The organism is Pseudomonas sp. RU47 (genome assembly GCF_004011755.1).
In the GTDB taxonomy this organism is placed as follows: Bacteria; Pseudomonadota; Gammaproteobacteria; order Pseudomonadales; family Pseudomonadaceae; genus Aquipseudomonas.
Genome location: NZ_CP022411.1, coordinates 5,540,011 through 5,565,549 on the forward strand (window position 1 = coordinate 5,540,011; position 25,539 = coordinate 5,565,549).

Annotated in this window: 23 protein-coding genes; 4 read left to right on the forward strand and 19 right to left on the reverse strand. The window is 58.8% G+C overall.

The features are described 5' to 3' along the window. Positions 1 to 8: 8 nt before the first annotated feature. The 7 genes from CCX46_RS25210 to rplM all read right to left on the reverse strand — a co-directional run bounded on the left by CCX46_RS25210 (position 9) and on the right by rplM (position 4,894). Complete coding sequence (locus CCX46_RS25210) at positions 9 to 422, reverse strand: ClpXP protease specificity-enhancing factor (protein ID WP_127929716.1); 414 nt, start codon at positions 420 to 422, stop codon at positions 9 to 11. A 16-nt stretch (positions 423 to 438) separates the two neighbouring features. Then, complete coding sequence (locus tag CCX46_RS25215) at positions 439 to 1,056, reverse strand: glutathione S-transferase N-terminal domain-containing protein (protein ID WP_007917025.1); 618 nt, start codon at positions 1,054 to 1,056, stop codon at positions 439 to 441. A 146-nt stretch (positions 1,057 to 1,202) separates the two neighbouring features. Next, positions 1,203 to 1,985: a cytochrome c1 gene (locus CCX46_RS25220; protein ID WP_008080280.1), complete on the reverse strand. Its 783-nt coding sequence runs from the start codon at positions 1,983 to 1,985 to the stop codon at positions 1,203 to 1,205. After that, the gene (locus tag CCX46_RS25225; RefSeq protein ID WP_038361054.1) at positions 1,985 to 3,196 is read right to left on the reverse strand and encodes a cytochrome b; all 1,212 of its coding nucleotides are present in this window, start codon (positions 3,194 to 3,196) and stop codon (positions 1,985 to 1,987) included. Before CCX46_RS25225 ends, CCX46_RS25220 begins: the two co-directional genes overlap by 1 nt. Beyond that, positions 3,196 to 3,789, reverse strand: a complete 594-nt coding sequence (petA, locus tag CCX46_RS25230) for a ubiquinol-cytochrome c reductase iron-sulfur subunit (protein WP_127929717.1) — start codon at positions 3,787 to 3,789, stop codon at positions 3,196 to 3,198. The genes CCX46_RS25225 and petA overlap by 1 nt, the downstream gene beginning before the upstream one ends. A 269-nt stretch (positions 3,790 to 4,058) precedes the next feature. After that, entirely contained in the window at positions 4,059 to 4,451 is a 393-nt protein-coding gene (gene rpsI / locus CCX46_RS25235) for a 30S ribosomal protein S9 (protein WP_008080273.1), read from the reverse strand. A gap of 14 nt (positions 4,452 to 4,465) precedes the next feature. Continuing rightward, positions 4,466 to 4,894 (reverse strand): 50S ribosomal protein L13, encoded by a 429-nt coding sequence (rplM, locus tag CCX46_RS25240; RefSeq protein ID WP_007917032.1) that lies wholly within the window; start codon positions 4,892 to 4,894, stop codon positions 4,466 to 4,468. Between the two features lie 245 nt (positions 4,895 to 5,139). Here rplM and CCX46_RS25245 point away from each other — a divergent pair, with 245 nt between their 5' ends. Beyond that, entirely contained in the window at positions 5,140 to 6,180 is a 1,041-nt protein-coding gene (locus tag CCX46_RS25245) for an NADP(H)-dependent aldo-keto reductase (protein ID WP_127929718.1), read from the forward strand. Between the two features lie 156 nt (positions 6,181 to 6,336). Here CCX46_RS25245 and CCX46_RS25250 read toward each other — a convergent pair whose 3' ends face one another. Continuing rightward, entirely contained in the window at positions 6,337 to 7,473 is a 1,137-nt protein-coding gene (locus CCX46_RS25250; protein WP_007917034.1) for an acyl-CoA dehydrogenase family protein, read from the reverse strand. Between the two features lie 250 nt (positions 7,474 to 7,723). Here CCX46_RS25250 and CCX46_RS25255 point away from each other — a divergent pair, with 250 nt between their 5' ends. Continuing rightward, positions 7,724 to 8,620 carry a GlxA family transcriptional regulator gene (locus CCX46_RS25255; RefSeq protein ID WP_174245138.1) on the forward strand — a complete coding sequence of 299 codons (897 nt, stop codon included), beginning with the start codon at positions 7,724 to 7,726 and terminating at the stop codon, positions 8,618 to 8,620. A gap of 179 nt (positions 8,621 to 8,799) precedes the next feature. Here CCX46_RS25255 and zapE read toward each other — a convergent pair whose 3' ends face one another. The 3 genes from zapE to CCX46_RS25270 all read right to left on the reverse strand — a co-directional run bounded on the left by zapE (position 8,800) and on the right by CCX46_RS25270 (position 11,994). Then, the gene (gene zapE / locus CCX46_RS25260) at positions 8,800 to 9,894 is read right to left on the reverse strand and encodes a cell division protein ZapE (protein WP_127929720.1); all 1,095 of its coding nucleotides are present in this window, start codon (positions 9,892 to 9,894) and stop codon (positions 8,800 to 8,802) included. A 90-nt stretch (positions 9,895 to 9,984) separates the two neighbouring features. Then, positions 9,985 to 11,340 carry a tryptophan--tRNA ligase gene (locus CCX46_RS25265; RefSeq protein ID WP_127929721.1) on the reverse strand — a complete coding sequence of 452 codons (1,356 nt, stop codon included), beginning with the start codon at positions 11,338 to 11,340 and terminating at the stop codon, positions 9,985 to 9,987. A 24-nt stretch (positions 11,341 to 11,364) separates the two neighbouring features. Next, on the reverse strand, positions 11,365 to 11,994 hold the full coding sequence (locus CCX46_RS25270; protein ID WP_127930451.1) for an alpha/beta hydrolase: 630 nt from the start codon (positions 11,992 to 11,994) through the stop codon (positions 11,365 to 11,367). A gap of 144 nt (positions 11,995 to 12,138) precedes the next feature. On the opposite strand from CCX46_RS25270, the gene CCX46_RS25275 reads away from it, so the two are divergent. Then, positions 12,139 to 12,573, forward strand: a complete 435-nt coding sequence (locus CCX46_RS25275; RefSeq protein WP_007917055.1) for a YhcB family protein — start codon at positions 12,139 to 12,141, stop codon at positions 12,571 to 12,573. 226 nt (positions 12,574 to 12,799) lie between these two features. On the opposite strand, the gene CCX46_RS25280 is transcribed toward CCX46_RS25275, so the two are convergent. The 7 genes from CCX46_RS25280 to CCX46_RS25310 form a co-directional block, all read right to left on the reverse strand. Beyond that, on the reverse strand, positions 12,800 to 13,537 hold the full coding sequence (locus tag CCX46_RS25280) for an OmpA family protein (protein WP_127929722.1): 738 nt from the start codon (positions 13,535 to 13,537) through the stop codon (positions 12,800 to 12,802). A gap of 118 nt (positions 13,538 to 13,655) precedes the next feature. Next, positions 13,656 to 14,300: an MBL fold metallo-hydrolase gene (locus CCX46_RS25285; RefSeq protein ID WP_127929723.1), complete on the reverse strand. Its 645-nt coding sequence runs from the start codon at positions 14,298 to 14,300 to the stop codon at positions 13,656 to 13,658. A gap of 51 nt (positions 14,301 to 14,351) precedes the next feature. Beyond that, positions 14,352 to 17,087 (reverse strand): LuxR C-terminal-related transcriptional regulator, encoded by a 2,736-nt coding sequence (locus tag CCX46_RS25290; protein WP_127929724.1) that lies wholly within the window; start codon positions 17,085 to 17,087, stop codon positions 14,352 to 14,354. A 187-nt stretch (positions 17,088 to 17,274) separates the two neighbouring features. Continuing rightward, positions 17,275 to 18,639: a DUF1329 domain-containing protein gene (locus tag CCX46_RS25295; protein ID WP_095050635.1), complete on the reverse strand. Its 1,365-nt coding sequence runs from the start codon at positions 18,637 to 18,639 to the stop codon at positions 17,275 to 17,277. A 27-nt stretch (positions 18,640 to 18,666) separates the two neighbouring features. Then, a complete protein-coding gene (locus CCX46_RS25300) occupies positions 18,667 to 20,556 on the reverse strand; it encodes a DUF1302 domain-containing protein (RefSeq protein ID WP_127929725.1) in 1,890 nt (629 codons plus the stop codon). Positions 20,557 to 20,892: 336 nt separating this feature from the next. Beyond that, positions 20,893 to 22,575: a fatty acid--CoA ligase gene (locus CCX46_RS25305; protein WP_102901156.1), complete on the reverse strand. Its 1,683-nt coding sequence runs from the start codon at positions 22,573 to 22,575 to the stop codon at positions 20,893 to 20,895. Between the two features lie 146 nt (positions 22,576 to 22,721). After that, a complete protein-coding gene (locus CCX46_RS25310; protein ID WP_127929726.1) occupies positions 22,722 to 23,906 on the reverse strand; it encodes an MFS transporter in 1,185 nt (394 codons plus the stop codon). Between the two features lie 85 nt (positions 23,907 to 23,991). Here CCX46_RS25310 and CCX46_RS25315 point away from each other — a divergent pair, with 85 nt between their 5' ends. Then, positions 23,992 to 24,756 carry an AraC family transcriptional regulator gene (locus CCX46_RS25315; RefSeq protein ID WP_127929727.1) on the forward strand — a complete coding sequence of 255 codons (765 nt, stop codon included), beginning with the start codon at positions 23,992 to 23,994 and terminating at the stop codon, positions 24,754 to 24,756. Between the two features lie 126 nt (positions 24,757 to 24,882). Here the strand turns inward: CCX46_RS25315 and CCX46_RS25320 are convergent, their stop codons facing one another. Then, positions 24,883 to 25,512: a LysE family translocator gene (locus CCX46_RS25320; RefSeq protein WP_127929728.1), complete on the reverse strand. Its 630-nt coding sequence runs from the start codon at positions 25,510 to 25,512 to the stop codon at positions 24,883 to 24,885. Positions 25,513 to 25,539 lie beyond the last annotated feature (27 nt).

The window sequence follows — 25,539 nt, forward strand, 5'->3', positions numbered from 1 at the left end:
CTTTTTTATTACTTCACCACTTTCAAACTAGGCCGGCCGCTAGGGCGCGGCGGCTCGCTGTCCGGTGGCGGCAAGTCGTCATCCGACTCGATCTGTTCTTCGTCATCCATCGGCGACTCGAGATCGAACACCATGCCTTGACCGTTCTCCCGGGCGTAGATCCCCAGGATCGCGCTGATCGGTACGTACAAGCTGTGCGGGACACCACCGAAGCGACCTTCGAAGGTCACCACGTCGTTGTCCATGTGCAGATGACGCACGGCACTCGGAGAAATGTTCAGGACAATCTGCCCGTCACTGGCGAAACCCTGCGGCACTTGCACTGCCGGGTACTCGGAATTGACCAGCATGTGCGGGGTGCAATCGTTATCAACAATCCACTCATAGAGCGCGCGGACCAGATAAGGTCGACTGGAGTTCATAGCGGCTCCTTAAGCCTTAGCGCATATCGCGTTCGACACCAGACAGACTCGCCTGGAAAGCCTCACGCGCAAACGAGCGCTCCATATAATCAAGCAGCGGCTTGGCTGGCCGCGGCAGTTCAATACCCAGAATCGGCAAACGCCAGAGTATTGGCAATAGGCAGCAATCCACCAGACTTTGTTCCTCACTGAGGAAAAACGGCTTGTCGGCAAACAGCGGCGACACGCCCGTCAGGCTTTCACGCAATTCCTTGCGCGCCACGACACGCGCAGCCTCCTTGGACTTGGGATCCAGAATCAGATCCACCAGACCACACCAGTCGCGCTGAATGCGGTGAATCAGCAAACGGCTGTTGGCACGCGCCACCGGGTAAACCGGCATCAACGGCGGGTGCGGGTAACGCTCATCCAGATATTCCATCACCACGGTCGACTCCCACAACGCCAGGTCACGATCGACCAGCGTCGGCAGACTGCCGTAAGGGTTTACCTCAATCAGTTTAGGCGGCTGGCGACCAGCTTCCACATAAATGATCTCGGCGCTGACACCCTTCTCTGCAAGCACAATGCGCACTCGGTGGGAATAGTGGTCGGCGGGGTCGGAGTAACAGGCCAACCGATTGGTCACGCCCATGGCGATCCTCCTCGCTTGTTGAAATTATCGGAACCGGAAAAACGCGCGCGCCCAGAGGGCGCCTCCCACAACACCTGGCGAGCCAGATCCTGCGTTACCGGAGGCGCCCTTGGGCGCGCGCGATTAACAGCAATGCTTGAAGCGTATCAGTGCACGTCTTTCCAGTATTCACGCTTGAGCAGGTAGGCGAACACAAAGAAGAACGCCAGGTACAGCAAGACGTAAGTACCGATGCGCTGATGTTGCAGCTTAACCGGGTTAGCCGAGTAAGCCAGGAAGGTTACCAGATTCTTGACCTTCTCATCGAACTGCTCTTCGTTCAGAGCACCGGATTTCGGCACGATGGTCAGTTGATCACACGCCTCATGAGTCAGAGGCGTACCGGTCAGCGGATCATATTGCTTCTTGCCGTCTTCGACGATCTGCACCTGTTTGCAACCCACGACCTGACGACCTTGCAGGCCGACCAGCACGTTAGGCATGCCGACGTTCGGGAAGACCTTGTTGTTCACACCCCATGGGCGTGCCGGATCTTCGTAGAACGACTTGAGGTAACCGTAGAGCCAGTCGGTGCCACGCACGCGAGCAACCAGGGTCAGATCCGGTGGTGCCGCGCCGAACCAGGTCTTGGCGTCCGCCGGCTGCATGCCGATGGTCATGTGATCACCGATCTTGGCACCGGTGAACACCAGCTTCTCCAGCATCAGTTCGTGCGGCACACCGAGGTCATCGGCGACGCGCTCATAACGCTGGAACTTGGCACTGTGGCAGCCCATGCAATAGTTGGCAAAGGTGCGCGCACCGTCCTGCAGGGCAGCTTTGTCGGAGACATCGATGTCGACTTTTTCCAGCTCCGGACCACCGTGTTCAGCAGCGAACGACAAGACAGGCAACGCAGCAAAAATCAGAGCAAAAAATAACTTTTTCATCAGCCAGTCACCCTTTCCGGAACCGGTTTGGTCTTCTCGAGCCGGGTGTAGAACGGCATCAGAATGAAGTAGGCGAAGTACAGGAAGGTGCAGACCTGCGACAACAGGGTTCGCCCCGGGGTCGGCGCAAGCACACCGAGAATACCCAGAATCACGAACGAAATGCAGAACACCACCAGCCAGATTTTGCTCATCCAGCCTTTATAGCGCATCGATTTCACCGGACTGCGATCAAGCCACGGCAGCACGAACAACACCGCAATCGCCGCCCCCATGGCGATAACGCCCATGAGCTTGTCCGGGATCGCACGCAAGATGGCGTAGAACGGTGTGAAGTACCAAACCGGCGCAATATGCTCTGGCGTCTTAAACGGGTTGGCTTGCTCGAAGTTTGGTTTTTCGAGGAAGTAGCCGCCCATTTCCGGGAAGAAGAACACAATGAAGCAGAAGATAAACAGGAACACTACAACGCCGACAATGTCTTTCACGGTGTAGTACGGGTGGAAGGCAATGCCGTCCAGCGGGATGCCGTTTTCGTCTTTGTGCTTCTTGATGTCGACGCCGTCAGGGTTGTTCGAACCGACTTCGTGCAGCGCCAGAATGTGCAGCACCACCAGACCGAGAATCACGATCGGCAGCGCGACAACGTGCAAGGCGAAGAAGCGGTTCAGGGTGATCCCGGAGATCAGGTAGTCACCACGAATCCACTGGGTCAGGTCGTTGCCGATGACCGGAATCGCACCGAACAGCGAGATGATCACCTGGGCCCCCCAGTAAGACATCTGACCCCACGGCAGCAGATAACCCATGAACGCTTCGGCCATCAGCGCCAGATAAATCAGCATGCCGAAGACCCAGACCAGCTCGCGCGGTTTCTGGTACGAACCGTAGAGCAAGCCACGGAACATGTGCAGATAAACCACGATGAAGAACGCCGAAGCGCCAGTCGAGTGCAGCAGACGCAGGATCGAGCCGTACTCGACGTCGCGCATGATGTACTCAACGGAAGCGAAGGCTTCTTCCGCCGACGGCGTGTAACTCATCGTCAGCCAGACACCGGTGACGATCTGATTGACCAGAACCAGCAGCGCCAAAGAGCCGAAGAAATAGAAGAAGTTGAAGTTTTTTGGAGCGTAATACTTGCTGAGATGGTCTTCCCACATTTTTGTCGCAGGAAAGCGCGCATCAACCCAATCCATGAACTTGCTCATCACGCTTTCTCCGGATCAGTACCAATGATGATCAGGTCATCGGTCTCATAGGAATGCGGCGGAACTGGCAGGTTCAAAGGCGCAGGTTGCGACTTGTAGACGCGGCCAGCCAGATCGTAATGGGAGCCGTGGCAAGGGCAGAAATAGCCACCGACCCAGTCTTTGCCCAGATCCGCAGGTGCCACTTCGGGACGGAAAGTTGGTGAGCAACCCAGGTGTGTGCAGATCCCGATCAGCAGCAGAATTTCCGGCTTGATCGAACGCACTTCAGGGTCGACATAGGTAGGTTGCGTGGAGTTTTTGGAGGTTGGATCGGAGAGCTGGCCCTCGATCTTTTTGAGATTCCCCAGGATTTCCTCGGTACGGCGGACAATGAACACCGGCTGGCCGCGCCACTCAGCAATCATCTGCTGTCCTGGCTCGATTTTGCTGACATTCACTTTCACCGGTGCACCGGCGGCTTTCGCCTTGGCACTGGGAAACCATGACCCCACGAACGGGACCGCAGCCCCCACCGCTCCTGCAGCACCCACCACGGATGTGGCTGCTACCAAGAAGCGACGCCGGCCTGCATTCACGCCGTCATTGCTCATTCAGTCCTCTCCCATCAGCTTTTGTGGCCTGTTAAATCAGGCATCTACTAAATAAATCAATGTTACTTATAAAAATTTTGCCGAATGGTAATGAAAAGCCCCAATTCTGACAAGGGAATTACCCGGAGCTCTTACCCTCAAGCCTTGCAGTATAGGGGGTCTACGGAAGTGGCAAGTTGTCGCAGCGCAATTCTTTGATAAATCACAGGCATAAAAAAACGCCCGCTTCCGTGAGGAGGCGGGCGTTCTTTTTGAACGCGGAAGCGGAATTAACGCTTCGAGTACTGCGGACGCTTACGCGCTTTACGCAGACCAACTTTCTTACGTTCAACTTCACGGGCGTCGCGAGTAACGAAGCCAGCTTTGCGCAGAGCGCCACGCAGGGTTTCGTCGTAGTCCATCAGAGCGCGAGTGATGCCGTGGCGGATTGCGCCAGCTTGACCACTTACACCACCACCGATCACGGTGACGTAGATGTCGAACTTCTCGACAGTCTCAGTCAGCTCCAGCGGCTGGCGAACTACCATGCGGGCAGTTTCACGGCCGAAGAAGTTTTCCAGCGAACGGTTGTTGATGGAGATGTTACCAGTACCCGGACGCAGGAAAACGCGTGCGGTTGCGGTCTTGCGACGGCCAGTGCCGTAATTTTGAGTCGCCGACATAATGTACTATTCCGTTAAAACTTCAGTTCTTGGGGCTGCTGAGCAGTATGTGGGTGTGCAGCGCCCGCATAGACTTTCAGCTTACGGTACATGTCGCGACCCAGTGGGTTTTTAGGCAGCATGCCTTTAACCGCGGTCTCGATCACGCGCTCAGGGGCTTTAGCGATCAGCTTTTCAAAGTTGATCGACTTGATGCCGCCCGGGAAACCGGAGTGGGAGTAGTACATTTTGTCAGTGGTTTTAGCACCGGTAACACGAATCTGCTCAGCGTTGATTACGACGATGTAGTCGCCGGTGTCAACGTGAGGAGTGTACTCAGGCTTGTGCTTGCCACGCAGACGGCTCGCGATTTCGGTGGCCAGACGACCCAGGGTCTGACCAGCAGCGTCGACGACAAACCAGTCGCGCTTTACTGTTTCCGGTTTAGCAGTAAAAGTTTTCATTCTTTATAGCCTCAGGGGCCGCCCTGTAAATTAGACGGCGGATCTTACTGAATAGTGCGTACTTTGACAAGTCAAAGGCAGCCGGATACAGACGCTTTCGGGGGCTCGGGTCGGCGCGTCCGTTCAACGGCAAGATTCTTCGGCGGCGGCGCATCACTTCCACTGCAGAAAGAGGTCGGCAATTATGCAGATTGCGAAAAATATTTCAACCTGCTTTTATGATTGTTTTGCCCAAGGAGCACCCGATGGACTATCGCCAGCTAGGCCGTACCGACCTGAACGTGAGTGCAATCTGCCTCGGCACCATGACCTGGGGCGAGCAAAACACTGAAGCTGAAGCCTTCGCCCAGATCGAACGGGCCAAGGAAGCCGGGATCAATTTCATCGACACCGCCGAGATGTACCCGGTGCCGCCGAAAGCCGAAACCTACGCTACCACCGAGCGCTATATCGGCAATTACTTCAAAAGTCGCGGCGACCGCGCCGACTGGATCCTCGCCAGCAAGATCGCCGGCCCCGGCAACACCATCGACTACATCCGCGACAAAAACCTGCGCCACAACCGCCAGCACATCACCGCAGCGGTGGATGCCAGCCTCGAGCGCCTGCGGACCGACTACATCGATCTATACCAATTGCACTGGCCGGAACGCAGCACCAACTTTTTCGGACAGCTGGGCTACAAGCACAAGATCGAAGCGAACCTGACCCCACTGGAAGATACCCTCGAAGCGCTCGACGAACAGGTGAAGGCCGGCAAGATCCGCCACATCGGTCTGTCCAACGAAACGCCGTGGGGCACCATGCGTTTTCTCGCCTTGGCCGAAGCCCGTGGCTGGCCGCGCGCGGTGTCGATCCAGAACCCGTACAACCTGCTTAACCGCAGTTTTGAAGTGGGTCTGGCGGAAATCGCCATCCGCGAACAATGCGGCCTGCTGGCCTATTCGCCGCTGGCGTTTGGTTTCCTGTCGGGTAAATACGAAGGTGGCGCTCGTCCGCCGAAAGGTCGTCTGAGTCTCTACAGTCGCTTCAGCCGCTATTTCAATGCGCAGTCGGAAGCAGCATGCAGCCGCTATGTGGCGCTGGCCCGTGAACACGGTCTGGATCCAGCGCAAATGGCGTTGGCGTTCGTGACGCAGCAGCCGTTTGTCACCAGCAATATCATTGGTGCGACCACGCTTGAACAACTGGACAGCAACATTGCCAGCTTCGATCTGAAGCTCTCGGATGAAGTGCTGGAAGGGATCGAGGCGATTCACAAGGATCACCCGAACCCAGCGCCTTGATTGAACGCTAAAAGCTTCGCGAGCAGGCTCGCTCCCACAGGTACGGTGATCCCCTGTGGGAGCGAGCCTGCTCGCGAAGAGGCCGATCAGATCACCACCAAAGCGGAACGCGGAGCGTCCCCGGCGGCATTCCCACGCAGAGCGTGGGAACGATCATCAAAGCGACCGCGCAATGATCTCCTTCATGATTTCATTGGTACCGGCGTAAATCCGCTGCACCCGCGCATCCGCCCACGCCCGGGCCACCGGGTATTCCCACATGAAGCCGTAGCCGCCATGCAATTGCACGCATTCGTCGAGCACCTTGCATTGCAGGTCGGTGCCCCAATACTTGGCCATCGCCGCTGTCGGCACATCCAGCTTGCCTTGCAGGTGCAACTCCAGACACTTGTCGACGAACACTCGGCCGATCTGGATTTCCGTGGCCATCTCGGCCAGCTTGAAGCGCGTGTTCTGGAAGTCGGCAATCGCCTTGCCGAACGCTTTGCGATCACGGGTGTAATCGAGCGTCCACTGCAACGCTGCTTCGGCTGAGGCGAGGCCACCGATCGCCACGGTCAGACGCTCCTGCGGCAACTCCTGCATCAGATAAGCAAACCCTGCCCCAGCCTGCCCGAGCAGGTTTTCCTTGGGCACGCGCACATCCTGGAAGAACAACTCGGAGGTGTCCTGCGCCTTCATGCCGACCTTCTCCAGGCGCTTGCCCTTGTCGAAGCCCGGCGTATTCGCTTCCACCAGAAACAGGCTGGTGCCCTTGGCGCCGGCCTTTGGATCGGTCTTGGCGACCACGATCACCAAGTCCGCGAGAAAACCGTTGGTAATGAAGGTTTTCGAGCCGTTGATCACATATTCGTCACCGTCCAGCACGGCGGTGGTCTTCACGCCTTGCAGGTCGGAACCGGCACCCGGCTCGGTCATGGCGATGGCCGTGACCATCTCGCCCGAAACCAGTTTCGGCAGGTATTTGTGCTTCAGCGCTTCGCTGCCGTAATGCAGGATGTACGGCGCGACAATGTCCGAGTGCAGCGAAAAGCCGATCCCGGTCAAACCCAATCTACCGACCTCTTCGATCACCACGGCGCTGTAGAGAAAATCTGCCCCCAGCCCGCCGTACTCTTCCGGCAGGTGCGAGCAGAGCATTCCCGCCTCGCCTGCCTTGTTCCAGAGTTTGCGGTCGATATAGCCTTGTTTCTCCCATTGCGCATGAAACGGCACGGCCTCTTTTTCGAGGAAGGTTCGTACGCTGTCGCGAAACAATTCGTGCTCGGAGCTGAACAAGGTTCTGGGGATCATGCGGCACCTTTCTTTCTTGTTGGAGGGAGATGACCTTCAGAGACTAAGCCTCCCCTCCGACACAGGACACTGGACACATCCGACAAAAAATAAGACGATCCAGCCGTCTGGTGACCACTTTCCCTTATAAAAACAAAACAAAAGTTGAATTATGTCCAAGCAAGTCTCCACGCCCTTGCGGCGCGTCAGCATCCTGGCAATCGACCGGGTTTTCGCTTCCACTCTCATGCAAGCCAAGGATTTCTTCCATCTGGCCAGCCTGCGTTATGGCAAACAACTGGGCCACGGCCTGACTCCGGCGTTCGAAACACGCCTGGTCAGCCCCGACGGCAAACCGGTGAACAGCTTCAGTGACGTCGTGATGCCGGTCGACGGCGGCCTGGAAAACGCCGATGTCATTATCCTCCCGGCGTTCTGGGACGATTTCGACACACTGTGCGGCCGTTATCCACAAGTCCTGCCGTGGCTGCGCGAACAGCACTCACGCGGCGCCGTGTTGTGCGGCGAAGCCACCGGGGTGTTCTGGCTGGCCGAGGCCGGCCTGCTCAACGGCAAGGAGGCGACCACCTATTGGCGTTTCTTCAATGCCTTTGCCGAGCGTTTTCCGAAGGTCTATCTGAATCAGGACAAGCACCTGACCGATGCCGACAACTTGTATTGCGCCGGCGGCACCACGTCAGCCTGCGACCTTTACATCTACTTGATCGAACGCTTCTGCGGAGCCAACGTCGCGCAAGCCGTGGCCCGCGACATCCTTTACGAAGTGCAGCGCAGCTATTCGCCGGGACGCATCGGGTTCGGTGGGCAGAAACTGCATCAGGACGTGATCATTCTGCAGATCCAGCACTGGCTCGAAGAGCATTTCGCCGACAAGTTCCGCTTCGAAGACGTCGCTCGCGAGCATGGCATGAGCATCCGCAACTTCATGCGGCGCTTCCAGACGGCCACCGGTGACAAGCCACTGCATTACTTGCAACGCCTGCGTATCGAGACGGCGAAAGGCTTGTTGTCCGGCAGCCGCAAAAGCATCAAGACCATCAGTTATGAGGTCGGTTACGACGATGCGAGCTTCTTTGCGCGGTTGTTCCGCCAGCATACGGAGCTGTCGCCGAATCAGTATCGGCAGCAGTTTCAGCAGGCTGCATAATTTTCCTGCAACAGCGCAATTCAATGTGGGAGCGAGCCTGCTCGCGAATTCGGTTTCACATTCAACAAGATCATTGGCTGACACACCGTCTTCGCGAGCAGGCTCGCTCCCACAGGGGATATTCAGTGCGCATAAAAAAGGGCCTGCAATTGCAGGCCCTTTTTCTTTGCCGATTCTGTTTAAGGCTTGTGAGCCCGCGACAGGAATTCGTGCGATTGCATCTCCAGCAAACGGCTCAGCGTGCGCTGGAACTCGAAGTTCAGACGGCCGCCGGTGTACAGATCCTTCAGCTCGACTTCAGCGGAAATGATCAGCTTGACGTTGCGGTCGTAGAACTCGTCGACCATGTTGATGAAACGGCGGGCGATGTCGTCGGTGGTGACGCTCATCTGCTCGACACCGCTGAGCAACACAGCGTGGAAGATCTTGCCCAGTTCGATGTAGTCGTTCTGGCTACGCGGGCCGTCGCACAGTTCGCGGAAGTCGAACCAGGCCACGTCGTCGCACGTGCGCAGGGCACGGATTTCGCGATTTTCGATGATCAGCACATCGTTTTCGACTGCGGCAGTGCATTCCGGCGTCAGTGCCTTGAAGCTCTTGCGCAGGCTTTCGTGAGCGGCTTCGTCGAGCGGATAGTGGAACAGCTCCGCTTGTTCGAGGTGACGCAGACGATAGTCGACGCCGCTGTCGACGTTGACGATCTCGGTGTTCTGCTTGATCAGGGCAATGGCCGGCATGAAGCGCGCGCGTTGCAGACCGTCCTTGTACAGACCGTCCGGAACGATGTTCGAGGTCGCGACCAGGGTCACGCCGTTCTTGAACAGTTCTTCCATCAGCGTGCCGAGGATCATCGCGTCAGTGATGTCGGAGACAAAGAATTCATCGAAGCAAATCACCCGCGACTCGGTCGCGAAACGCTTGGCGATGATGGTCAGCGGGTTTTTCTCGCCGCCGAGGGTTTTCATTTCTTCGTGTACACGCTTCATGAAGCGGTGGAAGTGGGTGCGGGTCTTTTCCTTGAACGGCAGCGCTTCGAAGAAGGTGTCGACCAGGTAAGTTTTGCCGCGACCTACGCCGCCCCAGAAATACAGGCCCTTGACCGGCGTCTGATCTTTTTTGCCGAACAGTTTGCTCAGCAGACCCGGCTTGTTCTGATCGGCGGCGATCAGATCCTCGTACAGACGCTGCAAATGACGCACAGCAGTTTCCTGCGCGGCGTCATGGAAGAAGTCCGGGCGTTTCAGATCAGCTTGGTATCGTTCTAGGGGCGTCATAATTCGTTAGCAAGGCAACAAAAACGGGCCGTCACTGTAGCGACGGCCCGTGGGAATGGCAATCGGCCCTTGGTCGGACCGTGCCGCCGATTAGTCCTGAACCGGGGTCAGCGCGATGCGCAAAGCCTCGATGGCCGCGTCCCGCGCTGCAGAGTCGGCGAATGCCGGGCTGTCGCCAACGCATTCGCCTTCCAGCCACACGCTGAAACTCAGGTCTTCGCTGCGCACGTCCAGCGGTTGACCGGATTGCAGTTGCTTGGTCACCTGCCCGGCGGTTTTGCCGTCAGCGAAGTTGCGCGACAACAGCAGTTGCTCGCCATCGGCCGCCAGCAGACGGAAACGGAAGCTGCCGTCGTCTTCACGGAAGCTGACGAAACGCGCGGCTTTCGCGGCTTTCTTCTTGGTCGTCGCGGCAACCTGAACCTGATTGACGAAAGAGCGCAGGCCAACGGCTTCGCGCAGTTCATTGAGGAACGGCGTTGCCACCGCACGGGCCTTCTTGGCGCCGATCTGCAGGATGTCTTCCAGATCCGCCGGGCGCTCGATCAACTGGTGATACTTGTCGCGAGCCTCGCCGAGATCGTTGTCGAGCAACTGGAACAGACGGCTCTTCGCCTCGCCCCAACCCAGACCACCCAACAATTCGCTACGGAATTCGTCAGCCTGCGCCGGTGTGGCAAAGGCCTGGAACAGGGTGAACAGGTGCGAGTTGTCCGGATCCTTGGCTTCGCCCGGCGCTTTGGAGTCGGTGACGATCCGCGAGATCGCGTCCTTCATCTCTTTGGCGCTGGAGAACAACGGAATGGTGTTGTCGTAGCTCTTCGACATCTTGCGACCGTCGAGGCCCGGCAATGTCGCCACGCTTTCTTCGATCAACGCTTCGGGCATGGTGAAGAATTCTTTGCCCTGACCGAACAAGTGGTTGAAACGCTGGCCGATATCGCGGGCCATTTCCACGTGCTGGATCTGGTCACGACCGACCGGCACTTTGTGCGCGTTGAACATCAGGATGTCCGCGGCCATCAGCACCGGGTAGCTGTAGAGGCCCATGGTGATGCCCGCGTCCGGGTCTTCACCGGTTTCAACGTTCTTGTCCACCGAGGCCTTGTAGGCGTGCGCACGGTTGAGCAGGCCCTTGGCGGCGACGCAGGTCAGCAGCCAGGTCAGCTCAGGGATTTCCGGGATGTCGGACTGGCGGTAGAAGGTCACGCGGTCAACATCGAGGCCACCGGCCAGCCAGGTCGCGGCGATTTCCAGACGCGAGCGCTGGATGCGCAGCGGGTCATCGCATTTGATCAGGGCGTGGTAGTCGGCCAGGAAGTAGAACGAATCGGCATTGCTGTCGCGGCTGGCAAGGATCGCCGGGCGGATGGCGCCGGCGTAGTTGCCCAGGTGCGGCGTGCCGGTGGTGGTGATGCCGGTGAGGATACGGGTACGGTTCGTCATGGGTAATCGCTTGTCAGACTGCAATCAATTCGAGAGACGCGGCAGGATCAGATCCTTGAGATCGGTCAGCTTGCCATGAAAAAAGTGTCCGCATTCTGCCACTTTCAGCAGCTCATGGGGGCGCTGGAGTTTTTCCGACCAGTCGTAAACGAGTTGCGGATCGATGACTTCGTCGGTTTCCGGCTGGATCACCGTGAGTTCACCCTGCTGCGGCAGTTGATCCTGTTCGCCCAGACGCATGACTGCCGGGGCGACCATGAACAGGTGCTTGAGCTGCACGCCTTGGGCTTCGAGACGCCCGCCGAGACTTGCTGCAACAAATCCGCCGAAGGAGAAACCGAACAGGGTCAGCGGCAGATCCGGGTGTTTCTCGCGCAACCACTTGGCGGCTGCCTGGGCATCGTCGACTTCACCAGTGCCCATATCGTGCGAACCTTCGCTGGCGCCGACGCCGCGATAGTTGAAGCGCAATGTGATCAGGCCGGCGTCGCGCGCAGTGCGCTGCTGGGTCGAAACGACCTTGTTGAGCATGGTGCCGCCCTGCACCGGGTTCGGATGACAGATCAGCGCGATGCCGCGCGGCTGCTCGTTGTCGAGGTACAAAGCTTCGATTTGGCCGACTGGGCCGGCAATCACTACAGGGGTTTCACGCATCAGCAAGGAAGGAACTCCGTGACCTCGGATCGGGTCGACTCGTCTAGCAAATTGTCTGTGCCAATCTATTGCGAGTGAATCGCGGTATACAGCGCAGGTTCGAGCCGTTAACGTAAAGCAAAGCCGTTTATAGAGGAAGGACTCGTGGAACACTCGCTCTTAGTTTGGTTGTTACCGACTCTTGCCCTGGTTGTGGGTGTCGCCATTGGATTCCTGATCGCGCGCGTTGCGCCGAACGCCGCGCCGAGCCGTACGCAGCGTCAACTGGATGATATCCAGGAGCGTTTCGACAGTTATCAAAACGAGGTGGTCACCCACTTCAACAGCACCGCGATGCTGGTCAAGAAGCTGACCCAGAGCTATCAGGAAGTGCAGGATCATCTCGCCGAGGGCGCCAATCGTCTGGCCCTGGACGAGCAGACACGCCAGCGCCTGATCGCCGCCCTGCACGCTGACGCGGCAGTCGCGCCACGTGAACGCCTGACGCCACCGCGCGATCAGGAGCCGCCGCGTGACTACGCACCGAAGACTCCGAACTCGCCGGGCATGCTCGATGAGCATTATGGTCTGAAGAAGTAATCAGCCTTCGCTGACAAACAAAAAGCCCCCGGACAGTGATGTGTCCGGGGGCTTTTTTGTGTCTGTAATCTGCGGGCCTGGTAGCGGCCCCTTCGCGAGCAGGCTCGCTCCCACAGGGGAATGCATTTCAAATGTGGGAGCGAACCGGCTCGCGAAGGGGCCGGCACAGGCCAGACAAAAAAATGCCCGATCACAGGATCGGGCATTTCTTCAATCAGGCATTCAGTTACGGATATTGCTGAACCGTACCCGGCTGCTGTTGCTGCTGACCACCATACTGCTGACCCGGAATCGCTTTCAGGTTGACTTCAACGCGGCGGTTCTGCGCCCGGCCATTCACATCGCCATTGCTGGCGATCGGGTTATCCGGACCGGCGCCACGGGCCGACAGGTTGGCACCGCTGACACCTTGCGAGGTCAGGTAGGTCGCCACGCTCTGCGCACGACGCTGCGACAGGTCCATGTTGTGCTGGCGGCTGCCGGTGCTGTCGGTGTAGCCGACGATTTCGATCTGGTTCTGGCTGAACTCTTTCAACGAGCCCGCGAGGTTGTTCAGCGGCTGGTAGAAGCTGGAGGCGATGTTCGCCGAATCGGTGGCGAACGTGATATTGCCTGGCATGATCAGCTTGATCTGGTCGCCCTGACGCTGCACTTCAACGCCGGTGTTGGCCATGCTCGCGCGCAGTTTCTTTTCTTGCTGGTCGGCGTAGTAACCGTAACCGGCAGCGGAAGCACCCACCACTGCGGCGCCGATCAAGGCACCCTTGCCGCGGTTGTTGTGGTCGATGGCAGCACCGGCGAGCGCACCGGCCAGAGCGCCGAGGCCGCCGTATTTGGCGGTTTTGCTCATGCCTTGCGAGCCGCTGTCAGCCTGGCCTTGATTGTCATACGGGTTAGGCGAGGCGCAGCCGGACAGCAAGGCCACGGCAGTAGCGACAATAATCAAACGACGCTTGGTGAACATGGAGAGCTCCTGGTTTTTCGCATTCTGTGGTGCAGCGGCCACTGGGTTAAATGGACCTGCGCGGGCGTTGGATCATGACAATGCACAAAAATTCCGCCGGGCACTCGTGACAAAATATTTAGGCACGTACAAACGGGTTTTCGCGCATCTCGTCACCCAGACGCGTATCCGGCCCATGCCCGGTCACCACTGTCGCGTCCTCGTCCAGCGTGTACAGCCGCTGCTTGATCGAACGCACGATGGTCGCCTGATCGCCGCCCCACAAATCCGTGCGCCCTACGCCGCGACGAAACAACGTGTCGCCGGCAATCAACAGCTTAGCCTCGGAAAACCAAAAGCTCATGGAACCGGGTGTATGTCCCGGCGTATGCAGGGCCACGCCGCAACCACAGGCCAGTTCTTCATCATCGCTCAACCAGCGATCCGGTGACGGCACCGGTGTATACGGCACGCCGAACATCTGGCATTGCATTTCGAGGTTGTCCCAGAGGAATTGGTCTTCCTTGTGCAAATGCAGGGTCGCTCCGGTCTTCTCTTTCATCTGGCCGGAAGCGAGGAAGTGGTCGAGATGCGCGTGGGTGTGGATGATGCTGACGACTTTCAGGCCATGCGCATCGAGACGCGCCATGATCAGGTCAGGATTGCCGCCCGGGTCGACGACGATGGCTTTCTTTGTAATCGGATCGCCGATGATGGTGCAGTTGCACTGGAGCGGGCCGACGGGGAAGGTTTCGCGGATGAGCACTGGGCTTGAAACGGTCATGGGAAATCCTGGGCAGTGGCTCGAAACGGCCGATCGGCAATTTTACCGTCGCTAGATCATTAACCCCAGCTCTTTGGCCCGCGCCACTGCCTGTGTGCGCCGCTCAACCCCCAACTTGCTGTTGATATGACTGGCGTGAGTTTTTACGGTGTGCAGGGATATGAACAACTGCTCGCTGATTTCCTGATTCGAACAGCCTTGAGCAATCAGGCGCAGAACGGCCAGCTCTCGACTGCTGAGCTGTTCGGCCACCGAGACCTCTGCGACGGGACGGACAGCGGGAACAGGCAGGTGTCCCAGCAATTGCTGACTGACCGCTGTCGAAACGTTCGAAACCAATTGCCCGCGTAGCCAGTCACCGTACTTTTTCAGCAAGCTGTCAAATGGCTGCACCACGCCACCCGCTGCCGCCTCCAACGCCTGGCTCAGCGCTTTTCTGGCCTCCGGCTCACGCCCACACGCCAGCAACAGCGCCACTTTCTGCGTCAACGCCATCACGCTGAGCAACTGCCGCCCGGTCTGCTGACCGTTTTCATGCAACACGTTCAGCCGTCCTTCGGCGAGCATGGGTTGCCCTTGAATCATGTCCAGCAACGCCTGCTGCAGTTCAACATGCAACGGCAACTGTGGATGAAACTCTGGTGGTGCGGCAGCACGCTCGCCGGTGTAAGTCTGCCCAAGACGCGCCAGCCACGCCTCGGCCAGATCAGTGCGACCCTGCGCCAGCCACAGCTCGCATTTGACCAGCGTGATCATCGCCAGGTAGTAGATCGGCGGCACGTCCCAGATGTGCATCAGGCGTTCGGCTTCGGCGAGCTCGGCAAAGGCCTTGGCGAATTCGCCACTGCTGCCGTCCAGACGAGCGATGACACAATGGCCGATCAACACACTGATATCGCGACAGGCACGCGCCTCACCAATCCCGGCCAACAAGCGCAAACGAGCGGCCTGAGGCTGCAAGCGCATCGCCAATAGAAAACCTTCGTACAACGTCAGCCGCGCACGCACCGCGTATAAGCGTTGTGGCGACAGACCGCGCAAACGTTCCAACCCCTGATGGACTTCATCGAGTGCGCGCAGAATCTCGCCACGCGCCTGCAAAACACGCGCACGATCGTAATGCGCCAACGCTTCAAACAAAGGATTGCCGACGCGCTGCGCCAGCTCCAGGGATTCACGATTAAGGCCGCGGGCGCGCCATAGATCGCCGTCGGCAATGGCCAGATTGGACAAGGTCGATAAACACATCAATCGCTGACCGTAACGCTTGGCTGGCAGGCTTTCCAATGCTTCGCTGCAATACCTGAGGGTCAACTCACGATGGCCGCGGCCACGGGCAATGATCCCGCTCAATGCCAGCCATTGCGCCAGCATCGATTTTTGCGCGGTGGCAGACGGCGCCGGCAGAAAGCGGCTCAAGTGGCCGGACAACTCTTCGGCCGCATCGAGCTGACACGCCAGCCCCAATGCCCAGCTGTACAGCACGATCAGCCGCGGCGTGCTGATCAGCAAGCTGTCAGGTAAATCCATTTTCCAGCGCAGCAGCATGCCGACGTTTTGTTCGGCCAGCAGCTGTTCCTCGGAAAGATTCTGTACCAGATTTGCCGCCACATCGAGGTGACCAGCGCGCAATGCCTGCTCCACCGCCTCGTCGAGCAAGCCCTGGGCATTGAACCAGCGACACGCACGCAGATGCAGCGTTGCGGTCGGCACCATCGCTTGCGCTATCGGCCGGCTGCGCAACAAATCGGAGAACAGATGGTGGTAGCGATACCAGTGCCCGTGCTCGTCCAACGGTACGAGAAAGACCTGATGCGCAAGCAGAAAGCGCAGGATCTCGGCACTGTCATGGGCCTCGCGAACGGCATCGCACAACTCGCTGCAAAAGCGTTCCTGGGGAGCTGTGTCGTAAAGGAAGGATTGCACGTCGGCCGGCAGGCAATCGATGACTTCTTCGAGCAGATAATCGCGAATCAGCCCTTCCCCGCCGTTCAACGTTTGCGGCAATGCGGCATCGCTGCCGGCTTCAGACATCGCCAGCAACCAGAAACGCAAACCGGCAACCCAGCCTTCACTGCGCTGAATCAGATTTTCCAGGGCTTCACCGCGCAGAGACGTGCTGTGGCGATCGAGCAAGGTCAGGGCTTCGTCGTGGGTCAGACGCAGATCAGACTCATGCAGCTCCAGTAACTGCCGCGACAGACGCAAGCGCGCCAGATGCCAGTCCGGACGCTGCCGGCTGGTGACCATCACCAGCAAGCCGTCAGGCAAATGATTGAGAAAAAACTGCAGGCACCGGTCGAGTACCGGACCTTGTGCAAGATGATAGTCGTCGAGCACCAGCAGCAACGGCTTGGCTGGATCGAGGTGCAGGGTCAACTCATCGAGCAAGCCGTCGAGCCATTCCTCGAAGGCAAACGGCTGATGACGTTGGCGCATTTTCAGCAGGCCGAGTGCACGACTGCCCAGTTGCGGAAAGTAGTCCTGCAAGCCTTCGAGCAAACGCTCAAGAAAGCGTCCGGGGTCGCTGTCGCGCGGGCTCAGGCCCAGCCAGAGGCTTTGCCAGTGCGCCGGCAGACTCTGACAGAACTCCACCGCCAGCGAGCTCTTGCCGAATCCGGCGGGGGCGCTGACCAGCAACAGGCGCCCACCGAGTCCGGCCTGCAGGCGCTCGCAAAGACGTGGTCGCAAAACGTAGCCGTCGGGCAGCGGTGGGCGAAAAAAACGCCCGTCCAGTGCCGCGACGGCAACGCTTGCGGGACCCGGAAGTGGGGACAGATCAGTCATGGCCGGCTCTTGTTCGAATTGCTGTTGGCGGCGTTGCAGATGTCCGCAGACTAGCCTTAAACGAACCGGTTATGAAGGTTGCTGCTACAAATGGCTACAAAAAGGCTACGGAAAAATCCGCAGACAAAAAAACGCCCCGAACCGGTCGGGGCGTTTTCACGAGGATGCGGCCTCGGGTTACAGCAGGTTAGCGAACACCGTCCTGACGCAATGCGGCGGGGGTGAAGTCGCTGGTGGTGGCGGTGAAACCGAAATCATACGCACTCTTCTCTTCGTTCTTCATGCCCAGTGCCAGGTAGCGGCCGGACTGCAGGTCGTAGAGGGTTTCCAGGGCATACCACGGCACTTGCTTGTCGTAGTAGTTCTCGGCATGCGCTTCGGCAACGCGCCACAGTTGGCCACGACCGTCATAGTGGTCGATCACTGCCGCCTGCCAGGTGTCCTCGTCAATGTAGAAGTCACGTTTGGCGTAGATGTGGCGCTGACCTTCCTTCAAGGTTGCTACCACATGCCAGACGCGGCGCAGTTCGTAACGCGCCAGGTCCTGGTTGATGTGGCCGGCCTTGATGATGTCGGCGTATTTCAGCTTCGGATCGTCGAGCTTGTAGCTGTCGGAGGCGATGTACATCTCTTTCTTGCCTTCGAGCTTCCAGTCGTAGCGATCCGGTGCACCGTTGAACATGTCGAGGTTGTCGGAGGTACGCAGACCGTCGGCGGCAGTACCCGGACCGTCATAGGACACTTGTGGTGCACGGCGCACACGGCGCTGGCCGGCGTTGTAGACCCACGCCGAACGTGGTTCCTTCACTTGGTCGAGGGTCTCGTGCACCAGCAGCACACCACCGGCCAGACGTGCCGGCGCGGTCACTTTCTGCTTGAAGTAGAACAGGATATTGCCCGGGTTCGCCGGATCGTAGTCCTTCATCTTGTCGCGGAACACGAACTGATCCTGGAAGTACACCAGGCTGTACGAGCCGTTCGGTTGCGGCGTGGCCTGAGTCACCAGACGAGTCACGCTGCCGCCGCGATAGCGGGTGATGTGGTTCCAGATGACTTCCACACCGGTTTTCGGAATCGGGAACGGTACGGCGGTATCGAAGTTTTCCAGGCCGTTGCCGCCAGACACCAGGTTGGTGGTGGTGGCGTTTTTCTTGATGGCGGCGAATACGTCATCCGGCACGGTGGCACCGCGATGGGACGGATACACCGGCATCTTGAAGGTGTCCGGGTAACGCTTGAACATCGCGTACTGCCCCGGCGCCAGTTTGTCCTTGTACTTGTCGACGTCTTTCGCAGTGATGGTGAACAGCGGTTGCTCGCTGGCGTATGGATTGGACAGGAACCCCTTGCTGTCGACCGAGCCGGCATTCTTCGGCAGCGGCTTCCACGCCGGGATCGAACCGTCGGCGTTACCGGCCATTTCAGCGCCCATCGGCGTCAGGCTCTTGCCCAGTTTGTCGGCTTCTGCAGCAGGCACCGCAGCCATGACCCCGGTCGCCAGCAGCGACAGACCCAGAACACCGGCGTGGAACAGACTCTTTGTTATTTTCATAAATTCGTTCGTCCTGAAATGCAGTGCTTAGAAGTTCACGCCGAAGCTGAGCGCAACGAAGTCGCGATCATCCACAGTGGTGTACTTGCCATCGAAGAAGTTGGTGTAAGCCAGGCTCGCGGTGTAGGTGTTCTGATATTCGGCATCGACGCCCAGGCTGACCGCTTTGCGACCTTCCTCGAAGTTACCGCCAGGGCCAGGGGAGTAACCGCTGACGTCGTGGGACCAGGCCACGTTCGGCTTCAGGTTCACACCGGCGAAGACGTCGTTGTATTCCCAGATGGCGCGACCGCGGTAGCCCCACGACACTGAGGTGGTGAAGCCGTCGTTGTCGCAATTGCGGCTGCGGTTGTTCTGCGGCGATCCTGCCCCTGCACCGTTGATGGTGCTGGCATTGAGGATATTGGCGCAGGTGTTGGTCGTACCAGTGGCTGGCAACTCGCCCGGACCGTAGACCGGATCGCGGCCATAACGCATGTCGGAACGGCTTTCCAGGCCACCGACGTAAGTCGCGCCGACTTCACCGACCAAAGTCAGACGGCTGGCGCCCATGACCTGATCGAAGAAGTGCGTGAACGTTGTCTGGATCTGGGTGATTTCCTTGCGCTCGTAACCGTGCAGGTCCTGACCCGGCACACCATTGAGCAGCGAAGCGTTGGTCAGTGCGCCGCCGAGCGGACGTACCCCGGCGAACAGGATGTCGGTGGAGTTCAGCTGTACCGGCGCGTTCGGACGATAGCTGATCTCACCGCTCCACGCCGTACCGGTAGGCAGAGTGGTGGAGAAGCTCAGACCGTAGAGGCGAATGTCTTCAGGGTATTCAATGAAGTAGTTCGAGTTGCCCGCCACCAGCAGTGGAGCGAGGGCCGCGAACGGTCCAGGCAAAGATGCTGCGGTGTTGTAGACCGACTGTGGCGCACCGGTGGCGCTGAAGATCGGCGCACGGCTGTGGTAGTTCATGAAATACGCGCCGAACTCGGTATCCAGCGGCTCGAACATGTATTTCAGAGACGCGCCCCACTGACCGCTGTCGCGGGCATCGCGGTCCGGGCCACGACGAACCAGCACACCTTCCTCGTTGACGTTGACGCCGTTGGCGGCCAATGGGCCAAGGGCCACGGCCGGGATTTGCGAACGCTTGTTCAACACGCGCAGGTTGTCGTTGCAACCGTCAGCAACAATGTCCGGCTGCGAGAAGAACGTGCCGCAGTTGTCGACGACGGTCTGGTCCCATTCCAGTTGATAGAACGCTTCGGCCGAAAGGTTTTCGGTCAGACTCTGGGACACGTAGAACATGTTGACCGGAATCAGGCCTTCCTTGATCTCGGCGCCGGGACGACGGAACGCGGAAACGTCGATCGGGTTGATCGAGTTGATGCCGCCGCCGATGAAGGTACTTTCACCCCAGCTAACCACCTGCTTGCCCAGACGCACGGAACCCGGCTGATCGGCGATCGCGTAGTTGTGGTAGACGAAGGCGTCGAGAATCTGCCCGCCGGACGACTTGGCGCCCTCTTTACGGTTGCTGTCGCTGATGTCTTTGAACTGGCGGCTCTCGTCCTTCAGTTCGAAGTCGTACCAGTATTTGCCACGGACGAATACGCCGGTGTCGCCGTACTTCAGCTCAAGGTCATGAATACCCTTGAAGATCTTCGAGAAGGTTTCACCGCTCTTGAAGTTGGCGTGACCGTCATCGGACGTTTGCGACAGACCGTGGCCGCCGTTGTTGACGCCGATGAGGTTCTTGTTCGGGCTCTGAGTAGACCAACTGGCACCGATCGACAAGGACGAGTCGAACTGGCCTTCGATTTCACCGACGTTGAAACTGACGCCGAATGCGGGCCCGGCGAGCGAGGAGGCAAGACTGACTGCCAGAGGCAGTTTCGCCCGGCGCCAGAACTGGTTTACTGAGGTCATCGACGCTACTCCATGTGCATTATTGTTATGGCAGTGAGTACTTTTAAAAACGCTGTGGAAGACCGGGTGCCAGGGCTGCCCGAATTCACTCCAAAGTTGCTCGCCCCAATCAGTGCGTGTGCTCCGTTCTTAAAAATCCTTGAGCGGACTATAGCCAGCAGGTGGTACTGCTTGATCCCTCTAAAGTGTGATTTGCAGCTGCCGGCCACTCTGGAACAGTCCTTTCGCCAGTCCGACGCATGTCGGCACGGCAAGGATGGCTGATTTTTTCGATTTCACAAGCCAAGCGCTTGCTTGGTGGGTCTGGCGCGCCGGTTTCGGCGCGCCAGCAGACACTCAAAGTGTCGAGAGGAAGGTACTGTTGTTGGCCTGCCATTCGGTAATGTCGAGGCGGATGCGCTTCTTGTCGAGCTTGCCGACACTGGTCTTGGGAATTTCGGTAACAAGAGCGATCTGACTCGGAATCGCCCACTTGCTCAGATGGCCCAATTCCACGAACGGCTTGAGGTGTTCCTTGAGCTCGCGCGCCCCGATCACGTGCCCTTCACGGATTACCAGCAAGGCAAACGGACGCTCGCCCCACTGCGGATCGGCGATGCCCACCACTGCTACTTCGCGTACCGCGACGTGACGACTGATCAGGTCTTCGAGGTCCAGCGAGGAGATCCACTCGCCGCCGGTCTTGATCACATCCTTGATGCGGTCGCGGATATCGATCACGCCCATGCTGTCGAGCGTGGCGACATCGCCGGTGTGCAACCAGCCGCCGGCCCAGAGCTCGGCGCCCTTCTGCGGCTCGTTGAAATAACCCTCGGTGAGCCACGGCGCGCGCAGCACCAATTCGCCCTGGGTCTCGCCGTCAGCCGGAAGAAAGTTACCCTCGGCGTCGACAATCGCCGCTTCCACCAGCGGCCCCGGCACGCCGGCCTTGATTCGGTAAGTGGTGCGTTCGTCTTCAGTGCCGGCCATCAATTCATCATTGAGGTGCGCACAGGACACCAACGGCCCGGTTTCCGACATGCCATACGCGGCGGTGAGCTGAATGCCGCGCGCCTTCGCGGTTTCGTACAGCGTGCGATTGAGCGCGCTGCCGCCAATGACGATTTTCCAGCCACCGAAATCAGTGCCTTGTGCGCCTTTGGCGTTAAGCAGCATTTGCAGGATGGTCGGTACACAGTGAGAGAAGGTGACCTTCTCCTTGCGCCACAACTCGACGAGAAACTCCGGATCGTAACGCCCCGGATAAACCTGTTTCAGGCCCAACATGGTCGCCACGTACGGCAGACCCCAGGCGTGAACGTGGAACATCGGCGTGATCGGCATGTACACATCGTTGGTGCCAAGCAAGCGCACGCTGTCGATCGAACCCATGATCGTCGACACGCCCATGGTGTGCAGCACCAGTTGCCGATGGGTGAAATACACGCCTTTCGGGTTACCGGTGGTGCCGGTGGTGTAGAACGTGGTGGCGACCGAATTTTCGTCAAAATCCTGAAAGTCGTACTGCGGGCTCGCGGCGGCCAGCAGTTGCTCGTACTCGCCGACCAGATTCGGCAACTCGGCGGTTTTCTCCGGCAGATCGGTCAACAGCAGGGTTTTCTCGACCGTGGTCAGGTGCGGCGCGATCGCTTGATACAGCCCGACAAACTCGCTGTTGACCAGCACAAAGCGGTCTTCAGCGTGGTTCATGGTGTAGAGGATCTGCTCAGGCGAGAGGCGCACGTTGATGGTGTGGATCACCGCGCCGATCATCGGAATGGCAAACATGCACTCCAGATAACGATGGCTGTCCCAGTCCATCACCGCCACCGTGTCACCGGCCTTCACACCGGCCGCCGTCAGCACGTTGGCCAACCGCGCCACGCGCTCGATCAGGGTCGGGTAGCTATAGCGAATCTGGTCGCGGTAAATGATCTCGCGGGTTTTCTCGTAACGGGCGCCGGACATCAGCAGCCGTTTGATCAGCAATGGATACTGGTAGGCCCCATCGGCCGGGGGAATGACGCGAGTCTGCAACATAAGAATCCCTTTTCTGACTGCACGGTGTTGGCGTAGAGACAGGTACTCTAGAACCCTTATACGCCAGCCAAATCAGCCAAAGGAATGATTTGCAAAGCCGTACAAATGCTAGCTTTGCGCCAGCATTTGCCGGTTTTCGTCTTCGGTCAGGCCGTTTGCCCTACAACCTCCTCGGAAGGTGTCCGTGGGAATACGACAGCCGCAAGGAAGGTCAACGCGCCGAAACTCGCGAGAATCAAGTACAGGCCTACAAAGCCATGGCGCGGTTCGACGTAGGAAATCAGCGGTATCGCCGTCGCACTGGCGCCAAACGATAAACAGTAACGCAGAGCGAACACCCGCGATTGCCATTGCGGGGCGACGAAGTTGGCAACCATCGCATCGTTCACTGTTACCTGACCAAACACCACGAACATGAATGCCGCACCCAGCGCGATCACTGCCCAGCCGTCGGCATAGGCCAGCGCGAACAGCAGCGGTGCCTGGCACAACGTCAGGACGACAAACGGCCATTTCAGGCTGAAGCGGTGCAACACCCGACCAATGCTCAGCTGCGCCACCGCGCCAAAGGCATAAGCCAGACTGACCACCACACCGAGGGTTTGCGGCGAAGCGAACAGCTCATGCAAACGTTCCTGGAACAGTTTCGGATAAGTCATGGTGGTGGCGTTGAACACCACCCCGCCGGAAGCTGTGGCCAGCGCCAGCACGCCAAACACCCTAACCATCGAAATACGCTGACCGGCGGCGCCTTTAAGCGCCGTGTGCGGGCGTTGCGGGATCGGCTCTTCGCGCACCTGCAAGGCGAAGCCAAGACCCAGCACAATCGCCACTGCGCCCGGTATCAGAAACGCCGAGCGCCAGCCGAACTGCGCCACCAGCAAGCCAGTGATCAGCGCCGAAAATGCCACGCCCAGATTGCCCCACATGCCGTTGATGCCGATTTCGCGGCCACGGTTCTGCGCGTAAGCAACCAGCATTGCCGTGCCGACCGGGTGATAAATCGCCGCGAAAATACCGATCAGGGTCAAGCCGATCACCAGCATGCTCGGGCTGTTGCTCAGGCCGGTAAAAATTGCCGAGACGCCAATGCCGAAGAAAAACACCAGCATCATTTGCCGCCGGCTCCAGTGATCGCCCAGCCACCCTGCCGGTAGCGAACAGGCGCCGAAAGCAATGAAACCGCCCAGTGACAGGCCGATCAGCGCGGCGTAATCAAGACCGAAGGCCTGAGTCATGCCGAGCACGGCGGCGGGAAAGATCAGCATGAACATGTGATCGATCACATGAGCGGCGTTGATGTAGCGAATGACATTTCGGGATTGATTCATGGCGGCACGCTTTACGTTGTTGTGTGCCACTTATGCTAGGTTGGCCATAAAGCGCATTTCTGCCAAGCAAGTCATCGGATCAGACATGTTGATCAGCCATTTCGAACACGGCCCGGTGAGTGCCTACCCCCGGGACTATCTGGACGGCGCCCACCAGCCGCTGCACCTGCATCGCGAGGCGCAATTGCTGTATGCCGTCAGCGGCCTCATGCGCGTGGTCACGGCATCCGGCGCGTGGGTGATTCCGCCAAGTCGCGCGGTGTGGATTCCACCCGAGGTGGCGCACGAGATTTTCATGAGCGGTGATGTGCAGATGCGCTCGCTGTTCATCGCGCCGGAACTGTCACCCGCCAGCCTGCAACAGTGCTGCGTTTTGGCCGTGACACCGCTGCTGCGCGAGCTGATCCTGCGCGCGGTGCAAGGGCCGCCGCACGCCGACAATCCGCTGATTCAGCAGTTGATGCTGGAAGAACTCGCTGGTCTGGAAAACCTGCCGCTGCACATTCCGATGCCCAGCGACCGGCGCCTGCAAAACATTTGTCTGGCACTGCTGCACACCCCCGATCACGCCAACACGCTGGAAGACTGGGCGCAGCAGGTCGGCGCCAGCTCACGCACGTTGGCGCGGTTGTTTCAGCAACAGTTGCAGATGAGTTTCAACGCTTGGCGCCAGCAACTGCGCCTGATGGAAGCCCTGCCCCGCCTGCTCGCCGGGGATAGCGTGCAGCGTGTGGCGCGGGATCTGGGTTACGGCAGTGCGCGGGCGTTCAGCGCGATGTTTCGCCGCTTGCTCGGGGAAAATCCCCGCGAATACCTCAATAACCTGAGCAAACTCAGCGAACTTCTTTAGGAATTACTCAACCCCAATGTGGGAGCGAGCCTGCTCGCGAAAGCAATCTTCCAGTCACTTGTAATTTCGACTGATCCGACGCCTTCGCGAGCAGGCTCGCTCCCACAGGTTGTTCGCGGTGTTTTCTCAATGCATCTCGGTAAACGCGATTTTCACGCCGAGAGCGATCAGCACCGCACCCATCGTGCGATCAAACCAGTGGCCCATGCGGGCGAAACCGGCACGTACGCGTTGCTGGCTGAACAGCATCGCCACCAGACAGAACCAAATCGCAGTCGCAACCGCCAGGTAAATACCGTAACCGGCCTGCACCGACAGTGGCGTGTGCGGATTGATCACCACGGTGAACAGCGACAAGAAGAACAGCGTGGCTTTCGGATTCAAACCGTTGGTCACGAAGCCCGAGGTGAACGCGCCGCGCGCCGTGCGTACGCCAGCCTCTTTGTGCAGATCATCGGCCACGACTTTCGCCGGTTGCGCGCGCAGCGCCTTGAAGCCGATGTACAGCAAGTAAGCGGCGGCCGCCCACTTCAACGCGTTGAACAGCACGATCGACTGCGACACGATCAGGCCGATCCCCAGCAGCGAATAACCAACGTGGAGGAAAATCGCCGTGCCCACGCCCAGCGCGGTCCAGGTGCCGGCGCGACGCCCGTGGGTCACGCTCTCGCGCACCACCACGGCAAAGTCCGGGCCGGGACTGGCGACGGCCAGCAGGTGGATCAGTGCAACGGTCAAAAACTCGGTCCAGTACATGGGGGCTCCTTTCGGCCAAGCGTATCA